Source organism: Prosthecomicrobium pneumaticum (genome assembly GCF_014199915.1).
In the GTDB taxonomy this organism is placed as follows: domain Bacteria; phylum Pseudomonadota; class Alphaproteobacteria; order Rhizobiales; family Kaistiaceae; genus Prosthecomicrobium; species Prosthecomicrobium pneumaticum.
Genome location: NZ_JACHOO010000007.1, coordinates 173,530 through 185,687, shown reverse-complemented (window position 1 = coordinate 185,687; position 12,158 = coordinate 173,530). Strand labels below are relative to the sequence as shown.

The following is a 12,158-nucleotide window of genomic DNA, read 5'->3' as shown; positions in this document are numbered from 1 at the left end:
CGACATGCTCGACGTTGACGGCCGAAGAGCGCTGATCGAGACGGTGGCGCGGGCGGTGATCGACCACGCCGACGAGCTGACGCAGCTCGATCAGGCGATCGGCGACGGCGACCACGGCATCAACATGAAGCGCGGCCTCGAGGCGGTGCTCGCCGATCTCGACGGCCTCGCGCAGAAGCCGATGCCGGAGGCCCTGAAGGGGATCGGCATGACGCTCGTCATGAAGGTGGGCGGCGCGTCCGGCCCGCTCTACGGCACGCTCGCCATGACGCTCGGCAAGGAACTGCCGGAGCCGGCCGATCGCGCGGCCCTCGCGAAGGCGCTCGCTGCGGCGATCGAGGCGGTGAAGGCGCGCGGCAAGTCGGATGTCGGCCAGAAGACGATGCTCGACGTGCTGGCGCCGGTCGCCGCCGCGCTCGCCGATGGCGGCGATCCGGCGCGGGCGGCGGCGGAGGCGGCCGAGGCCACCGTGCCGATGCGGGCGGTGCGCGGCCGCGCCTCCTTCCTCGGCGACCGGTCGATCGGTCACATGGACCCCGGCGCCCGCTCGAGTGCACTCATCGTCGCCGCGGCGGCCGCGGCGCTTTCCCCGGAGGCGCGGTCGTGAGCGCGGCGAATGTCGGCATCGTCATCGTTTCCCATTCGCCCGACGTGGCGAAAGGGACGGCGGAAATGGTCCGCCAGATGGTCGGCGACGAGGTGCCGCTCGCCTGGTGCGGCGGCGATCCGGCGGGCGGGCTCGGCACTTCGGTCGAGGCGATTCTCGCTGCGATCGACCGGGCCTGGTCGGAGGCGGGCGTCGCCATCCTGGTCGATCTCGGCGGCGCCGAGACGAACAGCGAGATGGCCGTCGAGATGCAGCCGCCGGAGCGGGCGGGGCGGATCGTCGTGTGCAACGCGCCGATCGTCGAGGGCGCGGTGATCGCCGCCACCGAGGCCTCGGGCGGGGCGGCGCTCGAGATCGTCAAGCGCACCGCGGAAGAGCTTTCTCCGGCGTGAGCCGGACGGGACAAGGAACGACACGATGAGCGGGTTCGATGCCGAGGCGAGCGTGGTTCTGACCCATGCGGTGGGCCTGCACGCGCGTCCTTCGGTCAAGCTGACGAAGCTCGCCAAGACTTTTGCGGCGAAGCTCGAGCTGGCGGCCGGGCCGGCCGGGCCGTGGATCGACGCGAAGAGCATCGTCAAGGTGATGGCGGCGAAGGCGCCGCAGGGCACGGTGCTCTCCTTCCGCGCGACCGGCGCGGATGCGGCGGCCGCGGTCGCGGCGCTCGTCGCGCTGGTCGAGCGCGACTTCGACGAAGGGGAAGGGACGGCGGAAGCCGCCGGAACCGCCCATGCCGCCAATCCGTGAACTCTCCGGCCGTGCCGCCGCCCCCGGCCTCGCGCACGGGCCGGTCCACCGCCTCGTCGAGACGGGCACGGCGCACCGCGCCTTCGCCGGCGTGGCGGTCGAACGCGCGGCGCTCGGTCAGGCGATCGCCGCGGCGATCGAGGATCTCGCAGGGCTGATGGCGGCGAACGAGGAGGATGGCGCCGACATCCTCGAATTCCAGGTCGCGATGCTCGAGGACGAGAGCCTGTCCGAGCCGGCCTTCGACGCGATCGAGGCGGGTGCCGACGCGCTCACCGCCTTTCGCGAGGCGCTCGACAGCCAGATCGCCGATTACCAGCGTTCCGAGGACGACTATTTCCGTGCGAGGGCGAGCGATCTCGAGGATCTGCGCGACCGTGTGCTCTCTCATCTCGCCGACGGTGCCGCGGCCGCCGTGCCGGCCGGGGCGATCCTCGTCGGCCGCGATCTGACGCCGTCGCGCTTCCTCTCCGTCGACTGGTCGGCCGGCGGGGCGATCGCGCTCGCCGAAGGCAGCCCCTCGAGCCATGTCGCGATGCTCGCCCGTTCGCGCGGCGTACCGATGGCGGTCGGTCTCGGGGCGATCCCCGACGGACCGTTCCGCGCCGCGATCCTCGACGGCGAGCGCGGCCGGCTGGTGCTCGACCCGACCGAGGCGGAGCTCGCCGCCTTCGGTGCGGCCCGGGCGGACGCCGCGGGCCGGGCGGCGCGCGAGGCGGACGTGCTGACGCGGCCTGCGGTGACGGCGGACGGCGTCGCCGTCAAGGTGATGATCAATGTCGCCGAGCCAGCGGAACTCGACCGGCTCGACCCGGAGATCTGCGACGGCATCGGCCTCGTGCGCACCGAATTCCTCTTCACCGGCCGCGACGGCCTGCCGGACGAGGAGACGCAATACCGCGCCTATCGCCGCATTCTCGAATGGGCGGAGGACCGGCCGGTCACCATCCGCACCGTCGACGCCGGCGGCGACAAGCCGGTGCCCGGGCTCACCCTCGACGGCGAGAGCAACCCCTTCCTCGGCGTGCGGGGCGTCCGCCTGTCGCTCGCCCGGCCGGAGATCTTCCGCCTGCAGCTGCGCGCGCTCTGCCGCGCCGCGGTGCATGGCGACCTCAAGATCATGCTGCCGATGGTCACCGTGCCGGAGGAGATCGCGACCGTCGCGGCGATGCTCGAGGCGACGGTGATCCAGCTCGGCAGCGACGGGTTTCGCGCCCGCAAGCCGCCGCTCGGCATCATGGTCGAGGTGCCGGCGGTCGCCGTCGTGCCGGAGCTCTATGCGGAGGCGGCCTTCTTCTCGATCGGATCGAACGATCTGACGCAGTATACGACGGCCTCCGCCCGCGACATCGCGGCGGTCGCCGCGCTCAACGATCCGGGCCATGCGGCAGTTGTCGCGCTGATCCGCAATACGGTGGCGCGCGGGGCCGAGCTCGGCATCGAGGTGAGCCTCTGCGGCGACATGGGCGGCGACCCGGCGCATTGGCCGGCGCTCCTGCGCGCCGGCTTGCGCTCGGCGTCGGTCGCGCCGCCCCTCGTCGGGCGGGTGAAGCTCGCGCTCGCGGGGTTGAGGGCGGGCGGATGAGCCCGGCGGATGGCGGCGGGGAGGCGGGCGAGGCCGTGGCGGCCTATAAGGACCTGCTGCAGCGCGTGCTCGACAACCGGCCGTCGGGCACGCGGGGCCGCATCGCACAGGCGCTCGGCAAGAACCGCAGCTTCGTCTCGCACATCACCAATCCCGCCTATGCGACGCCGATCCCGGCGCAGCACATCGAGACGCTGTTCGAGATCTGCCATTTCTCGCCCGAGGAGCGGCGGCAGTTCCTCGAACTCTATGCCCGCGCCCATCCCCGCCGTGTGCCGGCGCTGAAGGAGACGAAGCGGATGCGGGCGCACGTCATCTATCTGCCGGATCTCGGCGATGCGGAACGGAACCAGGATCTCGACCGGCTGGTCGGCGACTTCGTGCAGCGCCTGACCCGGCTGGTGGAGGGGTAGGGCGAGAAGGGAAGAGCCCTCACCCTACCCTCTCCCATTCGGCTCGGCTGTTGCCGAGCCGAGCGTGGAGAAGGCGAAGTCGGCAGCAGCCGACTTCGCAGGTGGGAGAGGGGATCCCGAGCCGCGACGGAAGAGAGCAACGGGCTCCCTCTCCCGCTCCGCGGGAGAGGGCCGGGGTGAGGGCCTTCCGCCGGCGCGGCGGAAGACGGACAGAACGAGGATTTCGGGGAGGACGACCATGAAGAAGCTGATCAACGCGCCGGAGACGGTGCTCGCCGAGGCGCTCGACGGCTTCGCCGCGGCGCATGGCGATCTCGTCACGCTCGGAGCGGAGCGGAAATTCGTTCGCCGGGCGGCGCTGAAGCCCGGCAAGGTGGCGCTCGTCTCGGGCGGCGGCTCCGGCCACGAGCCGCTGCATGCCGGCTTCGTCGGCCGGGGCATGCTCGATGCCGCCTGTCCGGGCCAGGTCTTCACATCGCCGACGCCCGACCAGATGCTCGCCGCGCTCGCCGAGGTCGATACCGGCGCCGGCACGCTCCTCATCGTCAAGAACTATGAGGGCGACGTGATGAATTTCGAGATGGCGGCCGAGATGGCGTCCGGCCCGGTGATGCGCGTCGTCACCGACGACGACGTGGCCGTCGAAACCTCGACCTATTCGACCGGGCGGCGCGGCGTCGCCGGCACGATGATCGTCGAGAAGATCGTCGGCGCCGCGGCGGAGGAGGGCCGGCCGCTCGATGTGCTCAAGGCGCTCGGCGACCGGGTCAACGGCCGCACCCGGTCGATGGGCGTCGCGCTGACGAGCTGCACCGTTCCGGCGGCCGGCACGCCGACCTTCACGCTCGCCGAGGACGAGATGGAGATGGGCGTCGGCATCCATGGCGAGCCCGGCCGGCGGCGCGTCAAGCTCGCCTCCGCCGATGCGATCGCCGAAGAAATGGTGGCGGCGATCGTCGGCGACCTGCCGCAGAAGGGGCCGGCGCTGGTGCTCGTCAACGGCTTCGGCGGTACGCCGGCGATGGAGCTCTATGTGATGTTCGAGGCGGCGCGGAAGCAGCTCGCAAAGCACGGCGTGCCGATCGCCCGCGCGCTCGTCGGCAATTACGTGACCGCGCTCGAAATGGCCGGCTGCTCGATCACGGTGAGCCTTCTCGACGACGAGGCGGCGGCGCTGTGGGATGCACCGGTACACACCCCGGCGCTCCGCTGGGGCGTCTGACCGGGGAGCGGCACGGCGGCGCGGAGCGGCGGGCGGGTAGCCGGTGCGGTGGCACCGCGGTCGCCGAAGCCGAAGCGGAAGGGACGCGCAAAGAGGCTTGACCTCGAGTTAACTCGAGGTCGTAGCGTCTTCTCCTCGGGCCGCCATCGGGGCGGCCCGCGCAGGGATCGCTCCGCCATGTCCGACCAGAACGCCCAGCCGCTCTACCGGGTCGACCGGTTCGTCGTGCCCGCCCCGGGCCGCGCGGAATTTCTCGACCGCGTGCGCGCCACCCATGCCGTACTGCGCCGCCAGCCGGGCTTCGTCCGCGACGCGATCGTCGAGCGCGAGGCCGAGGGCGGCGCCTCGATGGTCGTGACGATCGCCGAATGGGAGAGCGCCGCGGCGATCGAGGCGGCCGGCCGTGCGGTCGCCGCCGCTCATGCCGCCGACGGCTTCGACCGCCGCGCCCTGATCGCGCGCCTCGGCATCGCCGCCGAGATCGGCACCTATCGCGAACTGGCGCTGTAAGGCGCGTTTGCCGGGGAGGGCGCGGGATGCGATAGTCCCCGCCGTGAAACGACGGGGTGTCCCATGGCGCGACCATTGATCCTCGTGAAGGCGGCCCATGACGCCGAGGCGGGGGTCTGGTATGTCGAATCGAGCGACCTGCCGGGCCTGAATGCCGAGGCGGAGACGCTCGAAGGGCTGGCGGCCAAGCTGCCCGGCATCGTGATGGATCTTATCGAGACATCCGGCGAGACGGAGTTGGGAGTATAGCAACACGATCAGCGGACATATATAGCCTCATCTGATGCGCTATGCCTGTATGCGCATTGAGGCGGGCAATATTTTAGAATCAGAATCTATAATGAAAGATGCCGTCAAATCGTCTTGTTGAGGGCGGATACGATCGCGTTTTTGTCGTGCCTCGAGCCGCGGGCATAACCTAGTTGCTCGATGATTTTTGCGCAGAGCAGCGGCGATATCTTCCCAATTATACCTCTTTCCTTGACAGCCTTCCCGATTATATAGTTGTCTATCTCCAAGATAGAGCATTCAATGAAGCTATCCCAGCGAAGGAAGCGGTGGTGAGGCTCCTTGATTAACGGGACGCACGGCTCCCAGTTGTCATGTGAGTTAATACGAAAATAAAACCCCTTATGGGGCTCAACGCACACGACCATCTTTGGGCCTGGAGGGCGTATCTCTTCATCGGAGATCCACGTTACCTCCAAGGTATTCATCATAGGCGCATATACCGTCCATTCGCCTCCAAATAAGCTATTGTCTCCGCTTTATGCGGGCTGTCTTCAAGCATGTCTTCATAACGCATTAGTCCCAGTTCGGCCTTCTGCCAATCGGGTCCATGTGTCGCCTCCGTCCGTTCATTGAACGTCATAGAGAGCGACTTCTCTAATCCACGGGACAGATGCTCAACTTCTGAATCTGAGAATACATCCAGGTCAGGCTGAGAATTGGCGATGCGCCGAAGGCGATATCCTGAGATCTCCCAAGGAAATTTCTCCGCTCCAAGCTCTGCCTTCCAGAGCGCCTCCCCCTTCATCATCTCGTATATCTCAAGGGGGACAGGGCCAAATCGCATGGCGCGATAAGTGGCCCCAAAAATTGGCCGGCGCCATTCACGGAGGTGAGACTTATCGGCAAAGTAAAAGGCCTTCAGCGCAGCGTGTAGATCGAGGTCATGCTGCTGCGCGGTCATCCAATGGATGGCCGCACTTGCCTTCTGTGCTGCAAATTTAAAGCGGATCGGCATCCTGTAAATATACGCGATTGAAAAGACAAATCAAGGACTTAGTTTGGCCGAGAAAGGTCAATGGCTTAGGGCGAGTCCCTCGTCGAAGCCCGATCCCCGTTCCATGCCGCCCTCACAGCGGCAGGGCGTCGGTCGACTTCACCTCCTCCATCACGGGATAGGTGTGCGTCTCGCGCACGCCCGGCAGGGCGAGCAGGGTGTCGGAGAGGAAGCGGCGGTAGGCCGCCATGTCGGCGACGCGGGCCTTGATCAGATAGTCGAAGCCGCCCGCAACCATATGGCATTCGAGCACTTCCGGGGCGCGCCCGACCGCGCGGGCGAAGATGTCGAAGACGTCCGGCGTGGTGCGGTCGAGCTTCACCTCGACGAAGACGAGGAGGTCGAGCCCCAGCCGCTTCGCCGAGAGGCGGGCGCCGTAACCTTCGATATAGCCCTCTCGCTGCAGCCGGCGGACCCGGTCGGCGGTCGCCGACGGCGAGAGGGCGACGCGGGCGGCGAGGTCGTTGGTGGTGATCCGGCCGTCGGCCTGCAGCGTCTTCAGGATCGCCCGGTCGATCCGGTCCATGGCCGTCGCTTCCCCGCCCGTGCGCCGATCCGCCGAGGAAAGCACGGCAGCGGGCGCCATCAAAGCCGGAAATCGCGGCGCGCGGCCGGCTAGAGTCCGGTCGATCCATCCGGGGACCCGCCATGCCGCTCGCGCCCAGCCCGCCGCCACCCTTCCGCCCCCCTTATGCCGGCGACGACGCCGCGCTGATCCGCGCCGCGATCGCCGCGGCCCGGCTCGATCCGGCCGCGGAGGCGCGGGTCGACGCCCGCGCCGCGGGCTTCATCGCCGCGATCCGGGCGCGGGCCGGCGCGATCGGCGGCATCGAGGATTTCCTGCGCGAATTCGGCCTGTCGACGCGCGAGGGGCTGGCGCTGATGGTGCTCGCCGAGGCGCTGCTGCGCGTGCCCGACGCGGCGACACAGGACCGGCTGATCGAGGACAAGCTCGGCGGCGCCGGCTGGGCGGCGCATGCCGGCCGGGCGGAGACGTGGTTCGTCTCCGCCTCGACCTGGGCGCTCGGGCTCTCGGCGAAGATCGTCGCGCCGGGCGAGAACCCGGACGGCATCATCGCCGGGCTGGTGCGCCGGCTCGGCCAGCCGACGGTACGCACCGCGACCCGGCAGGCGATGCGCTTTCTCGGCCACCACTTCGTGCTCGGCGAGACGATCGGCGAGGCGCTGAAGCGCGCCCGGTCGCTCGAGGCGGAGGGATTCCGGCACTCCTACGACATGCTCGGCGAGGGCGCCCGCACCGCCGACGATGCCGACCGCTATTTCCGCTCCTATGCCGCGGCGATCGCGGCGATCGGTGCGGCGGCCGGCAAGAAGCCGCTGCCCGACCGGCCCGGCATCTCGGTCAAGCTCTCGGCGCTTCACCCGCGCTATGAGGCGGTGAAGCGCGACCGGGTGATGGCCGAACTGGTGCCGCGCCTCGTCGAGCTCGCCCTCGCGGCGCGGGCGCACGACCTCAACTTCACCGTCGATGCCGAGGAGGCGGACCGGCTCGAACTGTCGCTCGACGTGATCGCCGCGGCGCTCGCCGATCCGCGCCTCGCCGGCTGGGACGGATTCGGGCTCGCCGTGCAGGCCTATCAGAAGCGCGCCGGCGCGGTGATCGACTGGCTCGGCGCTCTCGCGGCCGCGCTCGACCGGCGGCTGATGGTGCGCCTCGTCAAGGGCGCCTATTGGGACACCGAGGTCAAGCGGGCGCAGGAGCGCGGCCTCGACGACTATCCGGTATTCACCCGCAAGGCGGCGACCGACCAGAACTATCTCGCCTGTGCGCGGCACTTGCTCGACCTGCGGCCGCGCATCTTCCCACAATTCGCCACCCACAACGCGCTCACCATCGCCACCATCCTCGAGATGGCCGGCGATGCGCAGGGCTTCGAGTTCCAGCGCCTGCACGGCATGGGGGAGGCGCTGCACGCGGCGGTGCACGAGGCGGTGCCGACCGTCTCGACCCGCATCTATGCGCCGGTGGGCGGCCATCGCGACCTGCTCGCCTATCTCGTCCGCCGCCTGCTCGAGAACGGCGCGAACTCCTCCTTCGTCTCGGTGGTCGGCGACAAGCGCATTCCGATCAAGGACTTGCTCGTCAAACCGGAATCGACGCTCGAAGGCGGCGCGCGGGCGCGGCACGCCCGTCTGCCGCTGCCGAGGGACCTCTACGGCGCGCGGAAGAACTCGGCCGGCCTCGAATTCGGCCATGCCGCGACGCTCGGCCGGCTCGCCGCCGCGCTCGCCGCCGCGGACGGCCGGGCGCTCGCAGCCCGGCCGATCGCGCCGGTCGCGGTCGAGACGCTTCCGTCGCGCCCGGTGCTCGAGCCGGCGGACGGGGTGAGCGTCGTCGGCGCGGTCGCGGAGGCGACGCCGGAGGCGGCCGGGCCGCTCGTCGCCGCGGCGAAGGCGGGCTTCGGCGCCTGGTCGCGGACCCCGGTCGAACAGCGTGCCGCGGCGCTCGAGCGGCTCGCCCATCTCCTCGAGGCGCAGCGCGACCGGCTCGTCGCCCTGCTCGCCCGCGAGGCCGGCAAGACGCTGCCCGACGGCATCGCGGAAGTGCGCGAGGCGGCGGATTTCTGCCGCTATTATGCGGCGGAGGCCCGCCGCCTCTTCGTCGAGACCGCGATGCCCGGGCCGACCGGCGAGGCGGACCGGCTGGTCCATCGCGGCCGTGGCGTCTTCCTTGCCATCTCGCCCTGGAACTTCCCGCTCGCCATCTTCCTCGGCCAGGTGACGGCGGCGCTCGCGGCCGGCAATACCGTGGTGGCGAAACCCGCCGAACAGACGCCGCTCGTCGCGGCGGAAGCCGTGCGGCTGGCGCACGAGGCGGGCGTTCCGGCCGATGCGCTCGTCCTCGCGCCCGGCGACGGCGCGCTCGGCGCGGCGCTCGTCGCGCATCGGGACGTCGCCGGCGTCGTCTTCACCGGCTCGACCGAGACGGCCTTCGCGATCAACCGCGCGCTCGCCGCCAAGGATGGTCCGATCGTGCCGCTCGTCGCCGAGACCGGGGGGCTCAACGCGATGATCGTCGATGCGACGGCGCTGCCCGAGCAGGTGACGGACGATGTGATCGCGTCCGCCTTCCGCTCGGCCGGCCAGCGGTGCTCGGCGCTGCGGCTCCTCTTCCTGCAGGAGGACGTCGCCGACCGCATGCTGGCGATGATCGAAGGGGCCGCGGCCGAACTGACGCTCGGCGACCCGCGCGATCCGGCGACCGATCTCGGCCCGGTGATCGACGGGGCGGCGAAGGAGGCGCTCGACGCCCATGTCGCGGCGATGCGGCAGACGGCGCGTGTGCGCCTCGCCGGACCTGCGCCGGGCGAGGGCCATTTCGTCGCGCCGGCGATCATCGAACTCGCCGACGCCGCGGCGCTGACGAAGGAGGTGTTCGGCCCGGTGCTCCATGTCGTGCGCTGGCGGGCGGGGGAGCTCGACCGGGTGATCGCCGCGGTTGCGGCGAGCGGCTATGGGCTGACGCTCGGCATCCACAGCCGGATCGACGAGACGGTGGAGCGGATCGTCGCCGCGCTGCCGGTCGGCAATGTCTATGTCAACCGCAACATCATCGGCGCGGTGGTCGGCACCCAGCCCTTCGGCGGCTCGGGCCTCTCCGGCACCGGCCCGAAGGCGGGCGGGCCGAACTATCTCGCTCGCTTCGCGCTCGAACAGGTGGTCTCGGTCAACACGGCCGCCGCGGGTGGCAATGCGAGCCTGATGGCGATGGGCGACGGCTGAAGGCCGCCGCTCACATCGTCATCTGGGTGCCGACCTCGACCACGCGGCCGGTCGGGATGTGGAAATAATCCGTCGCGTCGGAGGCGTTGATCGCCAGCTTGACGTAGAGCGCGCTCTGCAGCCGCTTGAAGATGTTGCCGGTCTCCGACGTCTTGATCGAGCGGCGCGACAGGAAGAACGACGTCGACATGATGTCGTATTTCCAGCCGAGCCGGCGGCAGACGCCGAGCGCCTTCGGCACGTTCGGCGTTTCCATATAGCCGAACGTCATGAAGATGCGGGTGAAGGAGTCGTTGACCGGCTCGATGCGGACGCGGTCCGCCTCCTCGACGCGCGGCGTATGCGCCGTGATGATCGTCAGCAACACGTTCTTCTGGTGCAGGGCCCGATAGTGCTTGAGGCTGTGCAGGAGCGAGGAGGGGGCCGTCTCCGGATCGCTCGTCAGGAACACCGCCGTTCCGGGGACACGCACGATCTCGCTCTTCTCGAGGCTCTTCGCGAGCGAGGCGAAGGGGACGTCGTTCTTCCGGCTCTTCTCGAACAGGATGCGGGTGCCCTTGACCCAGGTGTACATGATCAGCATCAGCCCGCCGGCGATGGCGAGCGGCACATAGCCGCCATCGGCGATCTTCGGCAGGTTGCCGCCGAGGAAGATCAGGTCGACGACCAGGAAAGGCAGCATCAGCAGCCCCGCCGCCCAGACCGGCCAGCGCCAATGGCGCCAGACCACGACGAAGGTCAGCAGCGCGGTGATCACCATCTCGCCGGTGACCGAGATGCCATAGGCGGTGGCGAGGCGGGACGACGAGCCGAAGCTGACGACGAGCACGAGCACGGCGATCAGCAGCATGCCGTTCACCTGGGGCATGTAGATCTGCCCGACCTGCTGTGCCGAGGTGTGCAGGATGTCCATCCGCGGCAGGAGGCGGAGCTGGATCGCCTGGCGGGTGATCGAATAGGCGCCGGTGATCACCGCCTGCGAGGCGATCACGGTCGCGATCGTCGCGAGGATGACGACCGGCAGCAGCGCCCAGCTCGGATAGAGCAGGAAGAAGGGATTGGTGATCGCCTCCGGATGGGCGAGGACGAGCGCGCCCTGGCCGAGATAGTTGGCCGCGAGCGCGGGGAAGACGAAGCCGAGCCACGCGCTCTGGATCGGCTTGCGGCCGAAATGGCCGAGATCCGCATAGAGCGCCTCGGCGCCGGTGACGGCGAGGAAGACGGCGCCGAGCACGATCAGCGAGGTGTAGCCGTGCTTCGCGAGATAGAACACCGCATGGATCGGATTGAGGGCGGCGAAGACGCCGGGATCGTCGGCGATGTGGAGAAAGCCGCCGAGCGCCATGATCGCGAACCAGATCGCGGTAATCGGGCCGAACCACTGCGCGACCCGGGCGGTACCGTGCCGCTGGACGAGGAAGAGCGCGATGATGATCGCGCAGGTGATCGGCAGGATGTAAGGGTCGAAGACCGGCGTGACGAGCTTCAGGCCTTCCACCGCGGACAGGACCGAGATCGCCGGGGTGATCACCGCGTCGCCGTAGAACAGCGCCGCGCCGGCGATGCCGAGGAAGAACACGGTCATCGCGCCGCCGACCGAGCGGCGGGCGAGCGCCATCAGCGAGAGCGTGCCGCCTTCGCCATTGTTGTCGGCGCGGAGCAAAATGAGGACATATTTCAGCGTGACGATCACCGTCAGCGCCCAGACGATCAGGGACACGAGGCCGATCACGTCTTCCCGTGCGATCGCCGCGCCGTTGTGACCGGCGGCGTGCAGCGCTTCGCGGAAGGCGTAGAGCGGGCTGGTGCCGATGTCGCCATAGACGACGCCGATCGAGCCGAGGGTCAGCGTCCAGAAGCCGGGGTGGCCGTGGCCACCCTTGTCCGCGGCTTCGGTCGCGGCCGCTTGCTCGGCGACGGGCGCGGGTCGGAGATCGGCTGGCGGCGGGGCCGCCGGGCCATCAACGGACATGAGCCATCATCTTTCTCACCGCGCGTGCCGGCGGCGGCCGGCCTTATATCAGAATGCGAGAAGCGCACAACAC

General features: G+C 69.4%; 12 protein-coding genes. 9 read left to right on the top strand and 3 right to left on the bottom strand.

From position 1 onward, the window contains the following. The first annotated feature begins 4 nt into the window (after window positions 1-4). The 8 genes from dhaL to GGQ63_RS16775 all read left to right on the top strand — a co-directional run bounded on the left by dhaL (window position 5) and on the right by GGQ63_RS16775 (window position 5,333). Window positions 5-607, top strand: coding sequence for a dihydroxyacetone kinase subunit DhaL (gene dhaL, locus GGQ63_RS16810; protein WP_183857763.1), 603 nt, complete (start codon window positions 5-7; stop codon window positions 605-607). Then, window positions 604-999 (top strand): dihydroxyacetone kinase phosphoryl donor subunit DhaM, encoded by a 396-nt coding sequence (gene dhaM / locus GGQ63_RS16805; protein ID WP_183857762.1) that lies wholly within the window; start codon window positions 604-606, stop codon window positions 997-999. Before dhaL ends, dhaM begins: the two co-directional genes overlap by 4 nt. A gap of 25 nt (window positions 1,000-1,024) precedes the next feature. Further along, window positions 1,025-1,354 carry an HPr family phosphocarrier protein gene (locus tag GGQ63_RS16800; protein WP_183857761.1) on the top strand — a complete coding sequence of 110 codons (330 nt, stop codon included), beginning with the start codon at window positions 1,025-1,027 and terminating at the stop codon, window positions 1,352-1,354. After that, window positions 1,338-2,939: a phosphoenolpyruvate--protein phosphotransferase gene (gene ptsP / locus GGQ63_RS16795; RefSeq protein ID WP_183857760.1), complete on the top strand. Its 1,602-nt coding sequence runs from the start codon at window positions 1,338-1,340 to the stop codon at window positions 2,937-2,939. The genes GGQ63_RS16800 and ptsP overlap by 17 nt, the downstream gene beginning before the upstream one ends. Further along, window positions 2,936-3,352: a hypothetical protein gene (locus GGQ63_RS16790; protein WP_183857759.1), complete on the top strand. Its 417-nt coding sequence runs from the start codon at window positions 2,936-2,938 to the stop codon at window positions 3,350-3,352. Before ptsP ends, GGQ63_RS16790 begins: the two co-directional genes overlap by 4 nt. Before the next feature lie 238 nt (window positions 3,353-3,590). Beyond that, window positions 3,591-4,574: a dihydroxyacetone kinase subunit DhaK gene (gene dhaK / locus GGQ63_RS16785; protein ID WP_183857758.1), complete on the top strand. Its 984-nt coding sequence runs from the start codon at window positions 3,591-3,593 to the stop codon at window positions 4,572-4,574. Between the two features lie 177 nt (window positions 4,575-4,751). Next, a complete protein-coding gene (locus GGQ63_RS16780; RefSeq protein ID WP_183857757.1) occupies window positions 4,752-5,084 on the top strand; it encodes an antibiotic biosynthesis monooxygenase in 333 nt (110 codons plus the stop codon). Between the two features lie 63 nt (window positions 5,085-5,147). Next, on the top strand, window positions 5,148-5,333 hold the full coding sequence (locus tag GGQ63_RS16775) for a DUF1902 domain-containing protein (RefSeq protein WP_183857756.1): 186 nt from the start codon (window positions 5,148-5,150) through the stop codon (window positions 5,331-5,333). 466 nt (window positions 5,334-5,799) lie between these two features. On the opposite strand, the gene GGQ63_RS16770 is transcribed toward GGQ63_RS16775, so the two are convergent. Both GGQ63_RS16770 and GGQ63_RS16765 read right to left on the bottom strand, forming a co-directional pair. Beyond that, the gene (locus GGQ63_RS16770; RefSeq protein WP_183857755.1) at window positions 5,800-6,330 is read right to left on the bottom strand and encodes a Panacea domain-containing protein; all 531 of its coding nucleotides are present in this window, start codon (window positions 6,328-6,330) and stop codon (window positions 5,800-5,802) included. A gap of 112 nt (window positions 6,331-6,442) precedes the next feature. Next, window positions 6,443-6,895 (bottom strand): Lrp/AsnC ligand binding domain-containing protein, encoded by a 453-nt coding sequence (locus tag GGQ63_RS16765; protein ID WP_183857754.1) that lies wholly within the window; start codon window positions 6,893-6,895, stop codon window positions 6,443-6,445. Window positions 6,896-7,017: 122 nt separating this feature from the next. Here GGQ63_RS16765 and putA point away from each other — a divergent pair, with 122 nt between their 5' ends. Next, complete coding sequence (gene putA, locus GGQ63_RS16760) at window positions 7,018-10,113, top strand: bifunctional proline dehydrogenase/L-glutamate gamma-semialdehyde dehydrogenase PutA (RefSeq protein WP_183857753.1); 3,096 nt, start codon at window positions 7,018-7,020, stop codon at window positions 10,111-10,113. 10 nt (window positions 10,114-10,123) lie between these two features. Here the strand turns inward: putA and GGQ63_RS16755 are convergent, their stop codons facing one another. Next, a complete protein-coding gene (locus tag GGQ63_RS16755) occupies window positions 10,124-12,085 on the bottom strand; it encodes a potassium transporter Kup (protein ID WP_183857752.1) in 1,962 nt (653 codons plus the stop codon). Between the last annotated feature and the right edge of the window lie 73 nt (window positions 12,086-12,158).